General features: G+C 69.1%; 20 protein-coding genes. 15 read left to right on the top strand and 5 right to left on the bottom strand.

The window, feature by feature from the left end; genetic code table 11:
- Window positions 1-136 precede the first annotated feature (136 nt).
- The 3 genes from ACAG20_RS12100 to ACAG20_RS12090 all read left to right on the top strand — a co-directional run bounded on the left by ACAG20_RS12100 (window position 137) and on the right by ACAG20_RS12090 (window position 3,640).
- Entirely contained in the window at window positions 137-1,402 is a 1,266-nt protein-coding gene (locus tag ACAG20_RS12100; RefSeq protein ID WP_370492678.1) for an aspartate kinase, read from the top strand.
- Between the two features lies 1 nt (window position 1,403).
- Window positions 1,404-2,441, top strand: coding sequence for an aspartate-semialdehyde dehydrogenase (locus ACAG20_RS12095; protein ID WP_370492677.1), 1,038 nt, complete (start codon window positions 1,404-1,406; stop codon window positions 2,439-2,441).
- Window positions 2,442-2,524: 83 nt separating this feature from the next.
- A complete protein-coding gene (locus ACAG20_RS12090; protein WP_370492759.1) occupies window positions 2,525-3,640 on the top strand; it encodes a DUF4185 domain-containing protein in 1,116 nt (371 codons plus the stop codon).
- On the opposite strand, the gene ACAG20_RS12085 is transcribed toward ACAG20_RS12090, so the two are convergent.
- Together ACAG20_RS12085 and ACAG20_RS12080 are read right to left on the bottom strand one after the other, a co-directional pair.
- Window positions 3,633-3,920 carry a hypothetical protein gene (locus ACAG20_RS12085; RefSeq protein WP_370492676.1) on the bottom strand — a complete coding sequence of 96 codons (288 nt, stop codon included), beginning with the start codon at window positions 3,918-3,920 and terminating at the stop codon, window positions 3,633-3,635. The two genes, ACAG20_RS12090 and ACAG20_RS12085, sit on opposite strands and share 8 nt — an antisense overlap.
- 12 nt (window positions 3,921-3,932) lie before the next feature.
- On the bottom strand, window positions 3,933-4,397 hold the full coding sequence (locus ACAG20_RS12080) for a hypothetical protein (protein ID WP_370492675.1): 465 nt from the start codon (window positions 4,395-4,397) through the stop codon (window positions 3,933-3,935).
- Between the two features lie 218 nt (window positions 4,398-4,615).
- On the opposite strand from ACAG20_RS12080, the gene ACAG20_RS12075 reads away from it, so the two are divergent.
- From ACAG20_RS12075 to ACAG20_RS12030, 10 genes are all read left to right on the top strand, one after another.
- Complete coding sequence (locus ACAG20_RS12075) at window positions 4,616-4,978, top strand: hypothetical protein (RefSeq protein WP_370492674.1); 363 nt, start codon at window positions 4,616-4,618, stop codon at window positions 4,976-4,978.
- 78 nt (window positions 4,979-5,056) lie between these two features.
- A complete protein-coding gene (locus ACAG20_RS12070; RefSeq protein ID WP_370492673.1) occupies window positions 5,057-5,425 on the top strand; it encodes a hypothetical protein in 369 nt (122 codons plus the stop codon).
- Window positions 5,426-5,543: 118 nt separating this feature from the next.
- Window positions 5,544-6,992, top strand: coding sequence for a catalase (locus ACAG20_RS12065; RefSeq protein WP_370492672.1), 1,449 nt, complete (start codon window positions 5,544-5,546; stop codon window positions 6,990-6,992).
- A gap of 145 nt (window positions 6,993-7,137) precedes the next feature.
- Entirely contained in the window at window positions 7,138-7,791 is a 654-nt protein-coding gene (locus tag ACAG20_RS12060; protein WP_370492671.1) for a sensor domain-containing protein, read from the top strand.
- A 66-nt stretch (window positions 7,792-7,857) separates the two neighbouring features.
- Entirely contained in the window at window positions 7,858-9,144 is a 1,287-nt protein-coding gene (gene egtA / locus ACAG20_RS12055; RefSeq protein ID WP_370492670.1) for an ergothioneine biosynthesis glutamate--cysteine ligase EgtA, read from the top strand.
- Window positions 9,141-10,445, top strand: coding sequence for an ergothioneine biosynthesis protein EgtB (gene egtB / locus ACAG20_RS12050; RefSeq protein ID WP_370492669.1), 1,305 nt, complete (start codon window positions 9,141-9,143; stop codon window positions 10,443-10,445). The genes egtA and egtB overlap by 4 nt, the downstream gene beginning before the upstream one ends.
- Window positions 10,445-11,146 carry an ergothioneine biosynthesis protein EgtC gene (gene egtC / locus ACAG20_RS12045; protein ID WP_370492667.1) on the top strand — a complete coding sequence of 234 codons (702 nt, stop codon included), beginning with the start codon at window positions 10,445-10,447 and terminating at the stop codon, window positions 11,144-11,146. Before egtB ends, egtC begins: the two co-directional genes overlap by 1 nt.
- A complete protein-coding gene (gene egtD, locus ACAG20_RS12040; protein ID WP_370492666.1) occupies window positions 11,143-12,123 on the top strand; it encodes an L-histidine N(alpha)-methyltransferase in 981 nt (326 codons plus the stop codon). Before egtC ends, egtD begins: the two co-directional genes overlap by 4 nt.
- A complete protein-coding gene (egtE, locus tag ACAG20_RS12035) occupies window positions 12,120-13,202 on the top strand; it encodes an ergothioneine biosynthesis PLP-dependent enzyme EgtE (protein ID WP_370492665.1) in 1,083 nt (360 codons plus the stop codon). Before egtD ends, egtE begins: the two co-directional genes overlap by 4 nt.
- A 143-nt stretch (window positions 13,203-13,345) precedes the next feature.
- Complete coding sequence (locus ACAG20_RS12030; protein ID WP_370492664.1) at window positions 13,346-14,656, top strand: class I SAM-dependent methyltransferase; 1,311 nt, start codon at window positions 13,346-13,348, stop codon at window positions 14,654-14,656.
- Between the two features lie 49 nt (window positions 14,657-14,705).
- Here ACAG20_RS12030 and ACAG20_RS12025 read toward each other — a convergent pair whose 3' ends face one another.
- A complete protein-coding gene (locus ACAG20_RS12025) occupies window positions 14,706-17,090 on the bottom strand; it encodes a hypothetical protein (RefSeq protein ID WP_370492663.1) in 2,385 nt (794 codons plus the stop codon).
- Between the two features lie 272 nt (window positions 17,091-17,362).
- On the opposite strand from ACAG20_RS12025, the gene glpK reads away from it, so the two are divergent.
- Window positions 17,363-18,898 carry a glycerol kinase GlpK gene (glpK, locus tag ACAG20_RS12020; protein ID WP_370492662.1) on the top strand — a complete coding sequence of 512 codons (1,536 nt, stop codon included), beginning with the start codon at window positions 17,363-17,365 and terminating at the stop codon, window positions 18,896-18,898.
- Window positions 18,899-18,900: 2 nt separating this feature from the next.
- Complete coding sequence (locus ACAG20_RS12015; protein ID WP_370492661.1) at window positions 18,901-19,620, top strand: HNH endonuclease family protein; 720 nt, start codon at window positions 18,901-18,903, stop codon at window positions 19,618-19,620.
- Window positions 19,621-19,749: 129 nt separating this feature from the next.
- Here the strand turns inward: ACAG20_RS12015 and ACAG20_RS12010 are convergent, their stop codons facing one another.
- A complete protein-coding gene (locus ACAG20_RS12010; RefSeq protein WP_370492660.1) occupies window positions 19,750-20,538 on the bottom strand; it encodes a PadR family transcriptional regulator in 789 nt (262 codons plus the stop codon).
- 246 nt (window positions 20,539-20,784) lie between these two features.
- Window positions 20,785-21,609: an RDD family protein gene (locus ACAG20_RS12005; RefSeq protein WP_370492659.1), complete on the bottom strand. Its 825-nt coding sequence runs from the start codon at window positions 21,607-21,609 to the stop codon at window positions 20,785-20,787.
- Between the last annotated feature and the right edge of the window lie 23 nt (window positions 21,610-21,632).

Below are 21,632 nucleotides of genomic sequence, written 5' to 3'. Positions count from 1 at the left end.
GAGAAGGAGCACCCGCTGCACATCGTGGAGTTTACGCGCTCAGCCGGGTGTTGGGGAAACGGCCCCGGGCGCAGCGTCAGCGCCCACAGCCGCTTCCCCTATTCTGGGACGAGCCCAGCTGAGGAAGGGACCAATAGTGGCGCTCGTCGTGCAGAAATACGGCGGCTCGTCGGTGGCCGATGCCGATCGGGTCCGCAGCGTCGCCGAGCGCATCGTCGAGACCAAGAACGACGGCGACGACGTCGTCGTGGTGTGCTCGGCGATGGGGGACACCACCGATGACCTGCTGGACCTGGCCCAACAGGTGTCGTCGGCGCCACCGGCCCGGGAACTGGACATGCTGCTCACCGCCGGCGAGCGGATCTCCAACGCGCTGGTGGCGATGGCCGTCGCGGAGTTGGGCTGTCAGGCCCGCTCCTTCACCGGATCGCAGGCCGGGGTGATCACCACCGGCGTGCACGGCAAGGCCAAGATCATCGAGGTCACCCCGGGCCGGCTGCAGGCTGCGCTCGGCGAGAATCAGGTAGTGCTGGTCGCGGGCTTCCAGGGCGTCAGCCAGGACACCAAGGACGTCACCACGCTGGGCCGCGGCGGCTCGGACACCACCGCGGTGGCGCTGGCCGCGGCCCTGAACGCCGACGTCTGCGAGATCTATACCGACGTCGACGGTATCTACAGCGCCGACCCGCGCATCGTGCCCAACGCCAAGAAGTTGGACACCGTCACCTTCGAGGAGATGCTCGAGCTCGCCGCCTGCGGCGCCAAGGTGCTGATGCTGCGCTGCGTCGAGTACGCCCGCCGCTACCACCTGCCGATTCATGTGCGCTCGTCGTACACGGACAAGCCCGGCACCATCGTTACCGGATCGATCAAGGACATCCCCATGGAAGACGCGCTGCTGACCGGAGTCGCCCACGACAAGAGCGAAGCCAAGGTGACCGTCGTCGGCATCCCTGACCTGCCCGGCTACGCCGCCAAGATCTTTCGCGCGGTCGCCGACGCCGACATCAACATCGACATGGTGTTGCAGAACGTCTCCAAGCTCGAAGACGGCAAGACCGACATCACCTTCACCTGTCCGCGCGACAGCGGCCCGGCCGCGGTGGCCAAGCTGGAATCGCTCAAGACCCAGATCGGCTTCACCGAGGTGCTCTACGACACCAACGTGGGCAAGGTGTCGCTGGTCGGTGCGGGTATGCGCAGCCACCCGGGCGTCACGGCAACCTTCTGCGAGACGCTGGCCGACAACGGCATCAACATCGACCTGATCTCCACCTCCGAGATCCGCATCTCGGTGCTGGTGGCCGAGGACGACTTGGACAAGGCCGTAGTCGCACTGCATCAGGCATTCGACCTCGGCGGCGACGAGGAAGCCACCGTCTACGCCGGAACGGGGCGCTGACATGGCCGCCATAGGAGTGGTCGGCGCGACCGGCCAGGTCGGCCAGGTGATGCGCACCCTGCTCGAGCAGCGCAACTTCCCCGCCGACAACCTGCGGTTCTTCGCCTCGGCGCGGTCGGCCGGGCGCAAGCTGGCGTTCCGCGGCGTCGAGATCGAGGTCGAGGACGCCGAGACCGCCGACCCCGCCGGCCTGGACATCGCGCTGTTCTCGGCGGGTGGGGCGATGTCGAAGGTGCAGGCGCCGCGGTTCGCCGCCGCCGGGGTCACGGTGATCGACAACTCCTCGGCGTGGCGCAAGGACCCCGAGGTTCCGCTGGTCGTCGCAGAGGTGAACTTCGACCGGGACGTGCGTGGGAAGAAGTTGGCCAAGAACATCATCGCCAACCCGAACTGCACCACCATGGCGGCGATGCCGGTGCTCAAGCCGTTGCACGAGGAGGCCGGCCTGACCCGGCTGATCGTCTCGACCTATCAGGCGGTCTCGGGCAGCGGACTGGCCGGGGTGCAGGAGTTGGCCGGGCAGGTCCGCGCGGTCGCCGACGGCGCCGAGCAGCTGGTGTACGACGGCAGCGCCGTCGACTTCCCGGCGCCGAACACCTACGTCGCGCCGATCGCCTTCAACGTGGTCGCCCTGGCCGGCAGCTACGTCGACGACGGTTCCGGTGAGACCGACGAGGATCAGAAGCTGCGGTCCGAGAGCCGCAAAATCCTCGGTATCCCAGACCTTTTGGTGAGTGGTACCTGCGTCCGGGTGCCGGTGTTCACCGGGCACTCGCTGTCGATCAATGCCGAGTTCGCCCGGCCGATTTCGCCGGAGCGGGCCACCGAGCTGCTCAAGGCCGCACCGGGTGTGACGCTGACCGACGTGCCCACTCCGCTGGCCGCCGCCGGCGCCGACGACTCCCTGGTGGGCCGGATCCGGGTCGACCCCGGCGCGCCCGACGGGCGCGGCCTGGCGTTGTTCGTCTCCGGGGACAACCTGCGTAAAGGTGCGGCGCTTAACACGATTCAGATCGCCGAGCTGCTGGCTGCGTCCTAGTCCGGCAGCGTTGGGCGCCGAACGTGCACCGGCTGCGAAAGATCGCAACGAATATCGCGGTGATTGCACGCTCGGCGACGGGTATGGCCGTGGTGGCGCTGATGACGGGCCCGCTGGTCGCGCACGCCGAACCGCCGGCGCCGATCCCGCGTCCGGTGTTGTGGCCGCTGGCCGAGGGGCAGGTGGTCCGGATCGGCCCGAGTGCCGGAACCGGCACGCTCACCGGTGATTACGGCATCGGGGCGACCGATCTGTGCGAGTTCATGGAGTTCCCCAGCGCGGTGCTGCAGATCTGCGGGGACAGCTTCGCCGGCCAAGGCGTGGGGTTCGGCGGCTGGTACTCACCGATCGCGTTGCGGCTGGATCCGGACTCGGTCGACGACGCCGACGGCGTGCGCTACACCGGGGTGATCGGGGTGGACCGGCCGCTGCTGGCCGACCCCGCACCGGCCGGCAGCACGCAACTGCCGGCCGGGATCGTCTCGATCAACCGGACCAACTACCTGATGGTGACCACCGCCACGATGCTGGTGCCGCAGTCATCCCGGCTGGTGAAAGCCGATCCGGCGCAACCGGGTTGGCAGACGGTACCGGGATCGGTACGACCGGCCTCTTACCAGGATTTCGGTCAGTCCCAGATCAGCGGCTACTACGATCCGGTTCCGACACCGGATTCGGTCACCGGCTGGGTGTACGTGGTGGCCAACAACTTCGACCGCAGCGCGTCGGTGACGTTGTACCGGGTCACCCCGGACAAGTTCACCGACCGGTCGGCCTGGCAGGGCTGGGCCGCCGGCAACGGTTGGGGGCATAAGCCCACGCCGTTGTGGAACGACCAGATCGGCGAGCTGAGCCTGCGCCAGGTCGACGGCAAGCCGGTGCTGTCCTACTTCAACGGCACCACCGGGAACATGGAGGTGCGGGTGGCCTACGACCCGACCGGTCTCGGGACGGCGCCGGTGACCACGGTGGTGCAGCACGCCGAGTGGCCGGATCCGCCGGTGCCCGTCGAGACCCTGCCCTCGCCGTTCGACAACCGGCTGGCCCAGCCCTACGGCGGCTACATCTCACCGGGGTCGACGCTGGACGAGCTGCGGGTGTTCATCAGCCAGTGGCATAACAGCGATCCGCGCGCCCGGGCGCCGTATCGGGTGATCCAGTTCGCGGTCAACCCGTTCAAGCCGTGGTCGGTCAGCTGAACAGGCCCCACAGGTCGGTCCAGAAGTCGCCGCCCGATCCGGTGTCGCCGAGCAGATCGAGGTCCGCGTCGGCCGGACCTGAGGGGGTGACGTCCGGCGCGTAGTCCTGGATGTTGTCGCCGAGGGCGCTCGCGACATTGTTGCTGCTCCCGTCCCAGCCGGCGTAGGCGATGGCGTGCAGGCCCTCGGCGGTGGCGGTGTTGAAATGGCTGTCGTAGACGCCGGGCACGACAGAGGCACCCGCATTCGCGACGGCATAGTCGCCGGTGGCGGTCGCCACGTTGCCGTTGCCTCACGCCGCCGACGCGCTGGCGTGATCGCCCAGCGCGGACGCATAGTTGAACGACCCGGTGTCGCCGACCGCGGCGTTGCTGTGGTCGCCTTGCGCCGAGGCGTAGTTGAAGAAACCGCTCATGGCGTTGGCGTTGGCGAATTCCCCGTAGGCGAAGGCGATGTTGCCGAAGCTCGAGCTCGCGTTCGCATTGCCGAGAGACAACAAGTCGAACCCGCTGATCGACAATGCGATGTTGCCGAAGTCGTCGGGGAGGGTCGGTGCTGTCGCGGCCGCCGTACCCACCGTGGCGACGGCGTCGCCGAGGTCCGCGGCGGCCAGCGCGCCGGCGACACCCAACGCGCCGGCGCCGCCGTCAGCCGAGAGTGTTCCCGCGCCCGCGATCGGCGCGGCTGCCAAGGCGGCCCCGACCCCGAGTCCCAGCGCCAGCATGCCCAGACTGCTGACTTGCTTCAGATTCCCCATGTTCGTGCCTTCCCCTACCTTCCAGCCGACCTGGCTGGTGTAGTCCTGACGGTAGGAGCGCAACGCACGGCTGCGATACAGGGTTTTCCCTGGACTTTCTGAACTGCCGTACAGGGTCGACTCGGGATTTGCCGATTACGGCGGCACCCTCGGGCTCATAGCGGACGCATAGCCAGCACCTAGCGGGGCTGGGCGATTACTCGCGCACCATGTCAACCATGAGCGAAACACCTGACACCACAACCACCCCACCCGCACCACCGGGTGAGCCCAAGCCTTACTGGCTCTACCGGCTCGCGGCCTGGGTCGCAATCGTCGCCGGGATCGTCTTCATCGTCTCGTCGATCTTCTTCGCCGGAGTGTGGGCCAGCAAGGGCGGTCCGCGCGGGCATCACTGCCACCACAAACACCACGGGGCGATGTTCCACAAGGGCTTCCACGAGGGGTTCCACGGAGGGTTCCACCATGGCCCCCACCGCGGTCCCGGTTCGATGGCTCCTCCCTCGGGACCGGAAGGCCCGGGACCCGGTGAGGTTCCGCCGTTGGTCACCCGGCCCCCGGCGCCGACGCCGGGCCGGTAAGCCCCGGCCACGAACAACCAGCCGCCGCCCCTCCCGAAGGGCGGCGGCTGGCGTCGTTGTCAGGCATGATTGGGCGATATGACCGAAACACCTGCACCGACGCCGCCGCCACCGCCGCCACCGGCAGCACCGGCGGCCAAACCGAACAGGCTGTATCAGGCCGCAGCGTGGGTGGTGATCATCGCCGGGACCGTGTTCGTGGCCGCGGTGATCTTCTGCGCCGGCAGCTACCTCAGCAACGGTGGCTGGCACGGACACCAGCATGGGCATTGCATGATGCACCACGGCCCGCCGATGGGCCACGGCTTCGGGCCCGCCGGCCCCGGCAACGAACCGGGCTGGCCGGGGTTCCGTCCCGCCGGCCCGGGTAACCCGCCCGGCGGTCCGGTCGGTCCGCCGCCGGGGCCGCCGTCCGCGCCGCCGGCACCGCCGGCACCGCACCGGTAATTCCCACGAGACCCGCCGAGTGTGCGGTTTCCGACGCCTCGCATGGCGAGTAACGCAAACCGCACACTCACGGGCCTCGTTGGCCAAAGCCCTTTGAAATAACGAGGAGACCTGACGGATGGCCGAGCACCACACCACCACCGAGGCCGGTGCTCCGGCACCGAGTGACACCGACTCGCTCACGGTCGGCCCGGACGGCCCGATCCTGCTGCAGGACCACTACCTGCTCGAGCAGATGGCGATGTTCAACCGGGAGCGCACCCCGGAACGCCAGCCGCATGCCAAGGGGGGCGGGGCATTCGGGCACCTCGAGGTGACGGCCGATGTCAGCGCCTACACCCGTGCGGCGGTGTTCGCGCCGGGGGTCAAAACCGAGATGCTGGCCCGGTTCTCCACCGTCGCCGGTGAACGCGGCAGCCCCGACACCTGGCGCGACGTGCGCGGATTCGCGCTCAAGTTCTACACCTCCGAGGGCAACTTCGACATCGTCGGCAACAACACCCCGATCTTCTTCATCCGGGACCCGATGAAGTTCCAGCACTTCATCCGATCCCAAAAACGGCTGGTGGCAAGCAATCTCCGCGACCACCACATGCAGTGGGATTTCTGGACGCTCAGTCCGGAATCGGCGCATCAGGTGACCTATCTGATGGGTGATCGGGGTCTGCCGAAAACCTGGCGGCACATGAACGGCTACGGCAGCCACACCTACAGCTGGGTCAACGCCGTCGGCGAGATCTTCTGGGTCAAGTACCACTTCATCAGCGATCAGGGCGTCGAGTACCTCACCCAGGACGAGGGAGAGCGGCTCGCAGGCGCCGACGCCGATTACCACCAGCGTGATCTGTACGACGCGATCGAACGCGGCGAATACCCCAGCTGGGCGGTGAAGGTGCAGATCATGCCGTTCGAGGACGCCAAGACCTACCGGCTCAACCCGTTCGATCTCACCAAGGTGTGGCCGCACGCCGACTACCCGCTGATCGACGTCGGGCGTTTCACCCTCGACCGCAACGTCGCCGACTACCACAACGAGATCGAGCAGGCGGCGTTCGAACCGAGCAACACCGTGCCCGGCACCGGGCTGAGCCCCGACAAGATGCTGCTGGCCCGCGGCTTCTCCTACGCCGACGCCCACCGCGCCCGGATCGGAACCAACTACAACCAGTTGCCGGTCAACGCGCCGAAGACCGACGTGCACACCTACTCCAAGGACGGCACCATGCGGTTCCGCAACGCGTCCGACCCGGTGTACGCGCCGAACTCGGTCGGCGGCCCGGCCGCCGACTCGGCTCGCGCCGCCGAAGTGCGCTGGCATGCCGACGGTGAGATGGTGCGCACGGCGTACACGCTGCGTGACGCCGACGACGACTTCGGACAGGCCGGAACCCTGGTCCGTCACGTTTTCGACGAGGAGCAGCGGAAACGGTTGGCGGCCAACATTATCGGCCATGTCTCCGCCGGCGTTCGCGAGCCGGTGCTGTCGCGGGTGTTCGAGTACTGGCACAACGTCGACGAGGACCTGGGCCGCAATGTGGAGGCCGGGGTGCGGGCCAACCTTGCCTGACGGGCGGGCCGTCCTGGCATGATCGAGCCATGAGCATCAACGTCGTTTTCGCCACCGGGTCGACCGTGCCCGGCGGTGGCCGAGACGGCCACGTCCGCTCCGCGACCGGAAACGCCGACTTCATCGTTTCGGCGAAGGTGTAAGCATGCGAGCCGCTGCGGGACTGGTGGTGGCGAGCCTGGGTCTGGGCGTGATGTCCACGGCGATCGCCCCGGCCGCTGTGGCGCGGCCCTCCGAACCCGGGGTGGTGTCCTACGCGGTGTTGCCCAAGGGCTCGGTCGGCAACATCGTCGGCGCCCCGATGACCTGGGACGCACCGTCCGGCCAGCCGTTCCAGGCGTTCTGGGTCGACTATCCGGCCTGCAACAACTGGGCCGACATCGGCTTGCCCGAGGTCTACAACGACCCCGACCTGGCGTCGTTCAATAGCGCGGTCACCCAGACCGCGGCCAACGACCAGACGCATTTCGTCAAGCAGGCGGTGGGGGTGTTCGCCACCGAGGCCGCCGCCGACCGGGCCTTCCACCGCATCACCGACCGCACCGCTGGGTGCTCGGGACGCACCACTGCGATGCACCTGGACAGCGGGACCACCCAGGTGTGGGCGTTCGACGGCGGGCCGGCCGGGGCGACCGATGCCGCCTGGGTCAAGCAGGAAGCCGGCACCGATCGGCGCTGTTTCAACCAGACCCGGCTGCGGCTCAACGTGCTGCTGCAGGCCAAAGTCTGCCAGTCCGGTAACGCCGGACCGGCGGTGAACGTGCTGGCGGGAGCGATGCAGAACTCGCTAGGCCAGTAACGGGCCGTCACGGTGTCGGGTGGCTCCGGTAACGTCGAAACGATCGACGGGCGGAGGGGTTGATATATGGCGCTCGCCGCGGCGACTCAACTGTCCCGCGTCGATGAGCCGCGCCCCGGTGAGACCGAACTGTCCGGTTCCGCCGAAGCCGCCGAATACATCGCCGACCGCTGCCTCACCGATGCGCCGCCGGGCCGGGTCGGCTTAGAGATCGAGGCCCACTGCTTCGACCCGGTCGATCCGCGTCGGCGCCCCGGCTGGGCGGAGATCGGCGAGGTGCTGGCGTCGCTGCCGGTGTTGCCGGGTGGCAGCAGGGTCACCGTGGAACCCGGTGGCGCGGTGGAGTTGTCCAGCCCGCCGTTGGCCGGCGCGCCCGCTGCGATCGCGGCGATGGCCGCCGACCAGGCGGTGCTGCGAGCCGCGTTCGCCGATGCGGGGCTGGGGCTGGTGGCCCTCGGTGCCGACCCGTTGCGGCCGACGCAGCGCATCAACCCGGGTCCGCGCTACGCGGCCATGGAGCAGTTCTTCGCCGCCAGCCACACCGGTTCGGCCGGTGCGGCGATGATGACGTCGACGGCGTCGGTCCAGCTCAACCTGGATGCCGGCCGGCGTTCCAGCTGGGCCGACCGGGTGTGGCTGGCGCACGCCTTGGGCCCGACCATGGTTGCGATCGCCGCCAATTCCCCACTGTTGAGCGGCGAATTCTCCGGCTGGCGTTCCACCCGGCAACGGGTCTGGAGCCGGCTGGACTCGATGCGGTGCGGTCCGGTCCTGGGGCTGGACGGCACCGACCCGGCCTCCGATTGGGCGCGCTACGCCCTGAAGGCGCCGGTGATGCTGGTGCATGCACCCGAGGCCATCCCGGTCAGCCGGTATGTGCCGTTCGCCGACTGGGCCGACGGACGGGTGCGCCTGGGTGGCCGCCGCGCCACCAGCGTCGACCTCGACTACCACCTGACCACGTTGTTCCCGCCGGTGCGCCCCCGCGGCTGGCTGGAGATCCGCTACCTCGACAGTGTCGGGGATGCGCTCTGGCCGGCGATCGTCTTCACCTTGGCGACCCTGCTCGACGACCCGGCCGCGGCCGACGCTGCCGCCGACGCCGTCGCGCCCGTCGCGACCGCCTGGGACGTCGCCGCCCGGATCGGACTGGCCGACACGCGGCTGCACGCGGCTGCCCGGCGATGCGTGGGACTGGTGGCCGGTCGGGCACCGGCCTCGCTGCGTGACGGGATGGACCGGTTGGCCGAGATGGTCGAATGGGCCCGCTGTCCGGCCGACGACGTCGCCGACGAGGTGGCTCGCGCCGGCGTGACCGCGACGGTGGCGAGGCTGGCGGGAGCACGGTTGTGACCAAGGCCGTCACCAAGGGCGTCACCAAGGCCGAGACGCTGGCCGGTGAGCTGTCGCGGGCACGGGAACGCACGCTGGCGCTCGTCGATTTCGACGAGGCCGAACTGCATCGCCAATACGACCCGCTGATGAGCCCGTTGGTGTGGGACCTGGCCCATATCGGCCAGCAGGAGGAGCTATGGCTGCTGCGCGGCGGGGACCCGGACCGGCCCGGGATGCTGCCGGCCGACGTCGAGGGCCTCTACGACGCCTTCGTTCATCCGCGGGCCAGCCGTGTCGACCTGCCGCTGCTCTCCCCGGAGCAGGCCCGGAAATATTGCGCCACAGTCCGATCCAAGGTATTCGACGAACTGAACGCGCTGCCCGGTGATTTCGCGGACGGTTTCGTGTTCGGGATGGTGGTCAGTCACGAACACCAGCACAACGAGACCATGCTGCAGGCACTGAACCTGCGCACCGGCGCGCCGCTGCTCGATGCCGGCCGCCCGCTGCCGGCGGGCCGGCCCGGCGTGGCCGGGACCTCGGTGCTGGTGCCTGCCGGCGAGTTCGTGCTCGGCGTCGATGCCACGGCCGAACCCTTCGCGCTCGACAACGAGCGGCCGGCGCATCGCGTACAGGTCGCGGCCTTCCGGATCGGCCGGGTGCCGGTGACCAATGCCGAATGGCGGGCGTTCATCGACGACGGCGGCTACCGGCAACCGCGGTGGTGGACCGAGCGCGGCTGGTCCCACCGGATGCAGGCCGGCCTGACCGCGCCACAGTTCTGGAGTCCCGACCACAGCTGTCGGACCCGCTTCGGTCACCTCGAAGACCTCCCCGACGACGAACCGGTGCAACACGTCAGCTACTTCGAGGCGCAGGCCTACGCGGCCTGGGCAGGCGCCCGGCTGCCCACCGAGATCGAATGGGAGAAGGCCTGCGCGTGGGATCCGCAGGCGGGCGCGAGACGTCGCCGCCCCTGGGGCGACGGCGAGGCGACGGACCAACTGGCCAACCTCGGCGGCGCGGCACTGCGCCCGGCCCCGGTCGGGGCGTATCCGAACGGCGCGTCGGCCTACGGGGCCGAACAGCTGCTCGGCGACGTCTGGGAGTGGACCAGTTCCCCGCTGCAACCGTGGCCGGGCTTTACGCCGATGATCTACCAACGCTATTCCGCACCGTTCTTCGGCGGCGACTACCGGGTGCTGCGCGGCGGGTCATGGGCGGTCGCGCCCGAGATCCTACGGCCCAGCTTCCGTAACTGGGACCACCCGTACCGTCGGCAGATCTTCGCCGGCGTCCGCTTGGCCTGGGACGTCTGATGTGCCGGCATCTGGGCTGGCTGGGCAGACCGCGTTCGCTGGCCGAGTTGATGCTGGAACCGCCGTACGGTCTGCTGGTGCAGTCCTATGCGCCGCGCCGCCAACAGCACGGGCTGCTCAACGCCGACGGCTGGGGCGCCGGGTTCTTCGATGGCAGCGGCAGCGACGAACCGCGGCGCTGGCGCAGCGCCTCGCCGCTGTGGAGTGACACCTCGTTCGCCTCGGTGGCGCCGGTGTTGTCGAGTCATTGTGTGGTGGCGGCGGTGCGCTCGGCCACCGTCGGCATGCCGATCGAGGCCAGCGCCACCGCCCCGTTCACCGACGGGCACTGGCTGCTGTCGCACAACGGTGTGGTGAACCGCGCGGTGCTGCCCACCTGCGCGGGAGCCGAATCCGTCTGTGACAGCGCGATACTGGCCGCGACGATCTTCGAGCACGGGGCGGACTCGCTGGCGGAGGTGATCGTCGAGACCGCCGCGGCCGATCCGCAGGCGCGGCTGAACATCTTGGCCGCCAACGGCTCCCGCCTGCTGGCCACCACCTGGGGCGATACCTTGTCGATGTTGCACGGTGCTGACGGCGTGGTGCTGGCCAGCGAACCCTACGACGACGACCCGCGCTGGATAGACATACCGGACCGGCACCTGGTCGACGCCCATGACGGCGAGGTCAGTGTCACCGCGTTGGAAGGAAGTCGATGACGGGTTTCGATGCGGCGGTCTCGCTGTCCAATCACCTGGCTGCCGACGCCGCCCGCACCGCGCTGCGCGACGACGTCCGGTTCGGCCTGCAGCAACATCCGAAGACGTTGCCGCCCAAATGGTTCTACGATGACGCCGGCAGTGAACTGTTCGATCGGATCACCCGGTTGCCGGAGTACTACCCGACCCGCGCCGAGACGGAGATCCTGCGCGAACACTCCGCGGAAGTGGCGTCGCTGTCCGCCGCGGACACCCTGATCGAGCTGGGCAGCGGTACCTCGGCGAAGACCCGGATGCTGCTTGATGCGTTGCGCGACAACGGGTCGCTGCGCCGATTCGTCCCGTTCGACGTGGACGCCGGCATCTTGGAGACGGCGGGGGAGGCCATCGCCCGCGACTATCCCGGGATCCAGGTGCATGCCGTCTGCGGCGACTTCGAGCACCATCTGGCGCAGATCCCCGGGGGTGACAGGCGGCTGTTCGTGTTCCTCGGGTCCACCATCGGCAACCTGACGGCGGGTCCGCGCGCCGACTTCCTGGCGGATCTCTCCGCGGTGATGCGTGACGGCGACGGCCTGCTGCTGGGAACCGACCTGGTCAAGGACACCGCGCGGCTGGTGCGTGCCTACGACGACGCCGCCGGCATCACGGCAGCGTTCAACCGCAACGTGCTCGCCGTGGTCAACCGGGAACTTGGCGCCGACTTCGACCTGGACGCGTTCGCTCATGTGGCGCGGTGGAACTCCGGCGAGCAGCGCATCGAGATGTGGTTGCGGTCGCGCCGCCGGCAGCGCGTGGTGGTCGCGGCGCTGGACCTGTCGGTCGAGTTCGCGGCTGGCGAGGAGATGCTGACCGAGGTGTCCTGCAAGTTCCGGCCGGAGCAGGTGGCCGCCGAGTTGGCCGCCGTGGGACTGCGCCGCCGGCGATGGTGGACCGATGCGGCGGGCGATTTCGGCCTGTCGCTCGCCTTCAGATGAGCCTTGCCGACGCCTGGCGGGCGGCCCGGCCGCCGGTCGCCGGACTGCACCTGGACAGCGCCGCCTGCTCGCGGCAGAGCCATGCCGCGATGGACGCCGCCGCCCGTCATACCCGCCACGAGGCCGAGGTCGGTGGCTACGTCGCCGCCGAGGCCGCCGCACCGGTGCTGGACACCGCCCGGGCCGCTGTCGCGGCACTGACCGGCATGGTTGCCGCCGAGGTCGAGTTCAGCACCGGGTCGCGACACGCGCTGGATCTACTGCTGTCGCGGTGGCCGGCCGCCGGCCGTAAGCTGGCCTGCCTGCCCGGGGAGTACGGCCCCAACCTGGCGATCATGGCGGCTCACGGCTTCACCCGACAGCTGCTGCCGGTCGATGCCACCGGGCGGCTGGTGCTGGACGAGGCGGCGGCCGCGCTCGCCGCCGACCCGCCGGACCTGGTGCACCTGACCCCGGTCAGCAGCCACCGGGGACTGGTGCAGCCACTGGCCGGCATGGCACAAATCTGTGCGGACGCGGGAGTGCCGCTGGTGGTCGATGCCGCCCAGGCGCTGGGCCAGATCGACTGCGTGGTCGGCGCCGACGCCGTCTATTCCTCGTCGCGCAAGTGGCTGGCCGGTCCCCGCGGCGTGGGGGCGCTGGCGATACGGTCGCAGCTGGCCGGGCGGCTGCAGCCCGCACCGCAAGGCGGTGATGTGAATGTCGCCGCGCAGGTGGGGTTTTCCGTTGCCGTGGCTGAGCATCTGGCGGCCGGGCCCGCGCTGGTGCGGGCCCGACTGGCCGACATGGGTGCGCTGAGCCGGCGGGTGCTGGCAGACGTGCCGGGCTGGCGGGTAATCGAGCCGGTCGAGGAGCCCAGCGCGATCACCACCTTGGCGCCGGTGGCCGGCGCCGACCCGGCGGCGGTGCGCACCGGCCTGCTCGCCCAGCACCGCATCGTCATCACGGCGGCCGGCGTCGAACGCGCACCGCTGGAACTGACCTCGCCGGTGCTGCGGATCTCACCGCACGTCGACACCACCGAGGCGGATTTGGCGACGTTCGCCCAGGATTTGGTGGCCGTGACCGCAGCGTGTTGAACCGTTGCAGGTCCAGCACCGTTTCCCTGGTTAATGGTCCGTGATGTGGGTATGGACGAAAACGCCGCCCGTAAACGGGGGGATACGACGGCTGGACGGGTGCAACTATGACCAGATCGAAAACGATGACCAGATCGAAAACGATGACCACATCGACCACGGAGCATGCTCGCGCTACCAAAGGCCGGCTGGGCCTGGCCGAGATCCTGGTGCTGCTGGCCGGCGGGGGGCAGCCGCCGATCAAGATCACCGCCTACGACGGCAGCAGCGTCGGTCCCGATGACGCCGAGCTGGGCGTGGATCTGCTCAATCCGCGCGCCACCACCTATCTGGCCACCTCGCTGGGACAACTGGGGATCGCCCGGTCCTACATCGCGGGTGACCTGGAACTGCGTGGCGTGCACCCGGGAAATCCTTACCAGGTCCTCAACGCGCTGGCGGATCTGGAGTTCCGGCAGCCCTCACCGCAGGCGCTGCTGAACATCATCCGGTCGATCGGTTTTCGGCACTTCAAGCCGATCGCGCCGCCGCCGGAGGAAGCGCCGGCCAAGTGGCGCCGTACCGCGGCGGGACTGCGGCACTCCAAGGCCCGTGACGCCGACGCCATCCACCACCACTACGACGTGTCCAACACCTTCTACGAGTGGGTGCTGGGCCCGTCGATGACCTACACCTGCGCGATCTACCCGAACGCCGACGCCACACTGGAGGAAGCCCAGGAGAACAAGTACCGGCTGATCTTCGACAAGCTGCGGTTGCAACCCGGCGACCGGCTGCTCGACGTCGGCTGCGGCTGGGGTGGGATGGTGCGCTATGCGGCCCGTCGCGGAGTGCGCGCAATCGGCGCCACATTGTCGGCCGAGCAGGTTGACTGGGCACAGCGGGCGATCGCCGACGAGGGGCTCTGCGACCTGGCCGAAGTCCGGCACTGCGACTACCGCGACGTGCCCGACACCGGGTTCGACGCGGTCTCCTCGATCGGGCTCACCGAGCACATCGGGGTGAAGAACTACCCGTCCTACTTCGGCTTCCTCAAGTCGAAACTGCGCACCGGTGGCCTGCTGCTCAACCACTGCATCACCTTGCCGGACAACTCGACGTTCAAGGGTGACGCGTTCACCGACCGGTATGTCTTTCCCGACGGGGAGATCACCGGCGCGGGGCGAGTGATCACCGAGATCCAGCAGGCCGGTTTCGAGGTGGTGCACGAGGAGGACTTCCGACATCACTACGCCAAGACGCTGCGCGGCTGGAGCCAGAACCTGGTCGACCACTGGGACGAGGCGGTCGCCGAGGTCGGCTTGGGCCGCGCCAAGGTGTGGGGCCTGTACATGGCGGCGTCGGTGCTGGGCTTCGAGCGCAACCTGTTTCAGCTGCACCACGTGTTGGCCACCAAGGTCGGTGAGCGAGGCGAGGACGGGGGCTTGCCGCTGCGGCCCTGGTGGCAGCCCTGACACCCGCGCGCCGCGCCGGCCCCCCGACCGAGGGGGCCGGCGCGATTCGCTAGCGGCCGAACAGCCCGCCGCCCCCGCCGCCGAACAGCCCGCCACCACCGCCGCCGAACAGCCCGCCACCGGGTTTACCGCCGCCGAAGATCCCGCCACCGGGTTTACCGCCGAAGATGCCGCCGCCCGGGTTGCCACCGAAGATGCCGCCACCGGGCTTGCCGCCGAAGATCCCACCGCCGGAGCCTCCCCCGAGCTTGGGCAGGGACGGTGCGCCCGGCGCCGGAAGCGACGGGATCGCCGGTGCCTTGGGCGCCGGAAGCGACGGGATCGCCGGTGCCTTGGGCGCCGGAAGCGACGGCAGCGCAGGCGAGTTGGGCGCCGGCAGGCCCGGCAGGCTCGGCGGGTTGAATGCCGGGATACCGGGTGATGCCGGCATGGTCGGCGCCTTGGGTGCCGGCAGCGACGGGATCACCGGCGATTGGGGCAGGCCGGCCGGCGGCGCCGATTTCGGTGGTGAGATCGGCAGACCGGGCCACTGGAACGGCGGGTTGGGGTTGGCGGCCGGTGGGTCGGGCAGCTTGATCGGCGCCTCGGGGAGCTGGACCGGCGGATTCGGTTTGATCACCGGTGGGGTCGGGAGCTGCACCGGGGGGTCAGGGAGCTGGACCGGCGGGTCGGGCAACTGCACCGGTGGATTCGGTTTGATCACCGGGGGATCGGGTAGCTGCACCGGCGGATTGGGTTTGACCACCGGCGGAATCGGTTTGATCACCGGTGGGTTCGGTTTGATCACCGGGGGATCGGGCTTGACCACCGGCGGGTCGGGCAGCTGCACCGGTGGGTTGGGCTTGATCACCGGCGGGATCGGTTTGATCACCGGGGGATCCGGCTTGACCACGGGCGGGATCGGAATCTCCACGGGGGGGTTGGGCTTGACGACCGGCGGCAACGGTTTGACGACGACCGGTGGCACCGGTTTGACATCCGGGGGATCGGGCTTGACCACCGGCGGGGCCGGCAGCTCGAGCGGCGGAGCAGGGACCACGCTGGGCGGTGTGGGCGCGGTGGGCAGCTTCGCAGGCAACCCGAGCAGGAAGGACAGGTCGGGCAGCGCCGCTGCGACCGGCCGAATCGACGGCGTCGAGTGGTGCACCGGCACCGGCACCGGCACGGGCAGCGGCAGCGGCGCCGGGGTGAAGGTGAACGGGCTTGCCAGGGGCACCGCAGCTGGCGGCGGCTGCAACGCGGGACCGAACACCGGAGGTGCCGCGGGGGACGGCGGCATCGGAACCGAAACCGGGGCGGCCGGTGGCATTTCCAGCGGGGGCAGCGGCAGCGCGTCCGGCTGACTCATTGCCACCGGCGGCTCGACATAGGGTTGCAAGGCCGGTTCCTGCATCTTCGGCGGGGTGAGTGGAAAGCTCAGCGCCCGACCGATCTCCGGCCGCAATGCGACCAGATTGGGGGTGATATCCAGCGCCATCGACACCATCAGCGCCGAGGCCGCAGCGAACGTGGCGGAGGCCAGTACCGTCCCGGCGACCAGTAGCGGACGTCGGGTCGACACGCCGACGGGGTGAATGAGTTCGGTGGCGGTCTCGTCCTCCTCGTCGGGGACCGCACTGTAGGCCACGTCGTCGGTTCCCAGGCCGGGGACGTCCAGACCGGGGATGTCGTAGTAGCCGGGCGCCATCGCACCGGAGTCGGCTTCCTGGGTATAGGCCAGCGCCGCGGTGGAGTATTCAACAGCCCTGGTCACCTGGGTCGAGGCCAGCGCGGCGCCGCGGGCGAGCGCCGCCTGCGGTTCGGCGGGCTCACACACCTCCCGTCCGACCGTCGCCTCGAGTCGCGGCCTGATCGCGGTCGCGGCGGCCTCGCTGCAGACCAGGAAAAGCCCGTCGGGGCGGGTCTCCGGGGTGTTGAGCCGCTGGGCGACGGACTCGACGGCGGCGGTGGCGTCACCGTCGGCCAGGAACTGCCGGAAGAGCCGGGTGATGGAGCCGTCGATGCAATCGACCACGGCCAGGGTCGCGTCGGACGGCCCCACCGACAGCAGGCCCATCCGGTCACAACCGACGGTCTGGCCCAGGTTGCGGGCCAAGCTGGCGGCGGCCAGGTCGGGCGAGATCAGCGCGATGTCTTTCAGCTCATCGAGGTCACCGGCCGCCAGCCGCGAACTCAATTCAGCGGCATCGAGCGGGTCCGTCACGGTCACCCCGGTCGACACCAGGCGATACCCCGCCGTGTCGGCGGCGTTGCGTGCCCGCAGAATCGCGGCGATCAGCGCGTCGACCGCGGCGAATGCGGTGGTGTGGTCGGTCGGCAGATCAAAGTTGTGCGTCTCCAGGATGACGCCGTCCCCGATGTCACCGCCCACCAGCACGGTGTGGATGGTGGCAGGCGGGCTTGAGGCAAGCGCCACACCGAGAACAACGTCCATTGCTCCTCCGATTCAGTTTTGACCTGCACGCGCCGGCCCGGCGACGAGGGCGTCAGACGGCTTCGCGGATGTCCACCGACACCGTTTGTTCACCAATACGACATCTACCGGTGACACATCGAAATATGCGATCGTGCGAATGAACGCTGACTGTGGCTTCGTGAAGAGTGTCTAATTTTGTGGACGGGAGTCGTCGTCGTGTCGTGGGCCGGTGTAGCGCCGCCCGATCCACGCCAGGTGGGTCATGATGGACGCACGGACCGGCAGGGCACGTGGACAGGAGGTCAGACTTGGGCGATTTCGTCGCGTCGATCGACCAGGGCACCACCAGCACCCGCTGCATCATCTTCGACCATGACGGCGCCGAGGTCGGCCGTCACCAACTCGAACACGAACAGATCCTGCCGCGCGCCGGCTGGGTGGAGCATGACCCGTTCGAGCTGTGGAACCACACCGCGGCGGTGTTGGTCTCCGCCCTCAACACCACCAAGTTGCAAGCCTCCGATTTGGCAGCGATGGGTATCGCCAATCAGCGCGAGACGACGGTGGTGTGGAACAAGAACACCGGTCAGCCGTACTACAACGCGATCGTCTGGCAGGACACCCGGACCGACTACATCGCCGCCGCGCTGGAGCGGGACGGCCATGGCGAGCTGATCCGGCGCAAGGCGGGGCTGCCGCCCGCCACCTATTTCTCCGGCGGCAAGCTGCAGTGGATTCTCGACAACGTCGACGGGGTGCGCGCCGACGCCGAACGCGGCGACGCCTTGTTCGGAACCTGTGACACCTGGGTGCTGTGGAACCTGACCGGCGGCCCGCGCGGCGGGGTGCACCTGACCGACGTCACCAACGCCAGTCGCACCATGCTGATGAACCTGGAGACCCTGGACTGGGACGACGAATTGCTGGCGTTGTTCTCGATCCCGCGCGAGATGCTGCCGCGCATCACACCGTCGTCGTCGCGGCGACGACATGCGGTCACCGTCAGTACCGGGCCGGTGCGCGGCGAGGTGCCGATCGCGGGCGTCCTGGGCGATCAGCAGAGTGCGATGGTCGGGCAGGTCTGCCTGTCGGCGGGCGAGGCCAAGAACACCTACGGCACCGGAAACTTCCTGCTGCTCAACACCGGTGAGCAGATCGTCCGCTCGAACAACGGGCTGCTCACCACGGTCTGCTACCAGTTCGGCGATGCCAAACCGGTCTACGCCCTGGAAGGTTCGATCGCGGTCACCGGATCGGCGGTGCAGTGGTTGCGCGACCAACTGGGCATCATCAGCGGCGCCACCCAGGTGGAGTCGCTGGCCCGCCAGGTCACCGACAACGGCGGGATGTACTTCGTGCCGGCATTTTCCGGGTTGTTCGCGCCGTACTGGCGTTCGGATGCCCGCGGCGCGATCGTCGGGTTGTCGCGATTCAACACCAACGCGCACCTGGCCCGGGCGACGCTGGAGGCCATCTGTTATCAGAGCCGGGACGTGGCCGAGGCGATGGAAGCCGATTCCGGTGTGCACTTGGGGGTTTTGAAGGTTGACGGTGGCATCACCGCCAACGACCTGTGCATGCAGATCCAAGCTGACGTGCTCGGCGTCGACGTGGTCAAACCGGTAGTCGCCGAGACCACTGCGCTGGGAGCGGCGTACGCGGCCGGGCTGGGAGTGGGGTTCTGGAAGAGTCCCGACGACCTGCGTGCCAACTGGCAAGAGCACAAGCGCTGGACCCCCACCTGGTCGCAGGACCAGCGCGCCGAAGGTTATGCCGGGTGGCGAAAGGCGGTGCAGCGCACGCTGGACTGGGTCGAACTTCCCTGACAATGGCCGCACGCAAGCGGGTGCTGGCCGGTGCGGTGGTCGTGCTGGTGGCGGCAGCTGTCGCCGGGTGGGCATGGTGGCAGAACAGCGGCTCTTCGCCCGCGCCGTCGCCGACCTGGACGCCGCCCGCACCGAGCGCCGCGCCGTTGAACCCGGGTTACGACGCGGCCCGCCGGATGCTCGATGGGTTGCCGGTCAAGGGCTGGGACCGGGCGAAGGACTTCGAGCGCTACCGGTTCGGTGAGCGCTGGAGCGACGACGTCGATGTCGAATTCGGCCACAACGGCTGCAACACCCGTGACGACATCCTGCGCCGCGATCTGACCCGGGTCGAACTGCGCCGCGGCACCTGCCTGGTCCAGCGCGGTCTCCTGCACGACCCGTATTCCGGGCAGACCATCGAATTCGTCCGCGGCCCTGCGACATCCGAGGCCGTGCAGGTCGACCACCTGGTTTCGCTGGCAGATGCCTGGTACAAGGGCGCGCGAGCCTGGGACGACGCGCGGCGCCGCGACTTCGCCAACGACCCGCGTAATCTGCTGGCGGTGAGCGCACAGGCCAACTTCGACAAGGCATTTCGCGACGCCGCCGGTTGGCTGCCGGCGAACGCCGCGTTCGAATGTGAATTCGTGGCCCGTCAGGTCGCCGTCAAAACCAGCTACGGACTCTGGGTTTCAGCGAACGAGAAGTCCGCGATGCACCGGATTCTGCGTCGCTGTTGAGTTGGACAGTCCGGCCCGTTCGGCGACGATGCGGGCGAGGGACGAGCCGGCTGAGGAGTCGGACAGTCCGGTTCAGCCGGCGACGATGCGGGCGAGGGACGAGCCGGCTGTTGAGTTGGACAGTCCGGTTCAGTCGGTCTCGCCGAGGATGCCGTAAATCTCCTTGCGGGCGCCGTTGACGATGTCGACGATGCGCTGCTGCTGTTCGGAAGTGGCGGCCTGGCTGGCCTGCGCGACCGCGCCGAACAGCTGGCCGACCGCGGTGCGCAGCCGAAGCTGCCCCGGGTCGGCGCCGTCGGCGATCTCCTCCCACGGAGGGGTCTCGATCTCCTCGGCGACCGCGCGACCGTCCTCGGTCAACTCGAAAAGGCGCTTCTTGCCGGTTTCGCTGCCGCTGATCAATCCCTCGTCGACCAGCATCTGCAGCGTCGGATACACCGACCCCGGGCTGGGGCGCCACAGTTGCTGGCTGCGTTCGGCGATCTGCTGAATGATCTCGTAACCGTGCATCGGGCCCTCGGCCAGCAGCGCCAGGATGGCGAGCCGCACGTCACCGCGCCGGCCGCGGTGGCCCCGCCGATGCCCGCGGCCCCTGGGCGGGCCGAAGCCGAAACCGAAACCGGGACCCCCCGGGCCGAAACCGGGGCCCAAGCCCGGGCCGAAACCGTGGCGGAAGTCGGGGCCGAAGCCCCTTCCGAAGCCCGACTCGCCGGCCTCGTGGCCGGGGTGCAAGCCGAGCGGCCCGCAGGGCTCGGCGCTGTGGTCGCGCAGCTGCCGGCGGAACTCGCGCCGGGCTTGCCGGCGCACCGCGTGGGCCGCCCGGCGTTGCTGCGGGGTGGCAGCTCCGAACCCGAATCCGCCGGACTGCTCAGGGTCGTGCGTGAAGGGTCCGCCGGGCGGACCGAAGGGGACATTCATAGTTCACCTCTCTCGTGCTCTGGGACCGAAAGCGCCCACGGGCTCTTCCGATACTGTCACGATATATCGGAAACTATCGGCCTAGCAAGGCGTAGAACTGGGAAACGGCTGGTAATTCCATCCCACTGGAGGTTGTCATCGATTCCGTAGGCCGGATTGCGGTGCCGAAAGCACTGCGCGACGCGCTGGGCTCGGCGCCCGGGACGGTTGATACCAGCGCCGCACCGTCGAACAGCTCTGATCGAATCAGCGCGGTGGCGCGTACCCGCCCGGTCCCGCCGGCGGCCAGGACACCGGCGGTGGGTAGGGGATGGGTGGCCCGGCCTGCAGTCGGGCCAGCTCACGTTGATGGCGCTCGGCGAGCACTGCCGCCAGCACCAGTTCCGGCGGCGCGTCCGGCGGCGGGGGCGGTGAGATGTGGGCGAGCACCTCACCGGAGATCCGGTAGGCCATCATCTGCCTGGTGTGCGGATCGAGTTGTGCGGCGCGGCCGAGGAATTGCCTTGCCAGCTCGGCTGATTCGGATCGCAGCCCCGAGAGTTGCAGGGTGGATGCCCACCACGCCAGCCCGGGAGGCATCTGCGGTGGCGGCGCCGCGGCCGGCCCGCGTTCACTGATCACCATCGTGCCGGCGAAGATGTCGCCCAGGCGTTTCCCTCGCGGCGACAGCAGGCTGGTGATCACCGCCGGGCTGCCGGTCAGCGCCCAGATCTCCACCACGCCGGCCAGCGCCCGAAACAGCGCCTGCCGGAAGCGTTCCGGGCCGCCGTCGTCGGAGACCACCCGCAGTCCCATCGCCATCTTGCCCAGCGACCGGCCGTGGGTGAGGGTCTCGATGGTGACCGGATAGCCCACCAGCAGCACCACCGCGAAGATGATCATGATCGCGGCGGTCAGGGCGGCGTCGAAACGGCCGAGAGTCATCGCCCACAGCACCATCGAACACACGTAGGCCACCATGACGACGGTGATGTCGATCAGCGCGCTGACCGCGCGCACCGGCAGCTGCGCGATCGGTATGTCGAGAACGACGGCGTCGCCGGTCACCAGCTCGTGGCTGCGATTCGGCATAGCGCAGACGCTACCCGCCGATC

Source organism: Mycobacterium sp. pW045, assembly GCF_041287085.1.
GTDB lineage: Bacteria > Actinomycetota > Actinomycetes > Mycobacteriales > Mycobacteriaceae > Mycobacterium > Mycobacterium algericum_A.
This window is presented reverse-complemented; position numbering and strand designations above follow the sequence as displayed.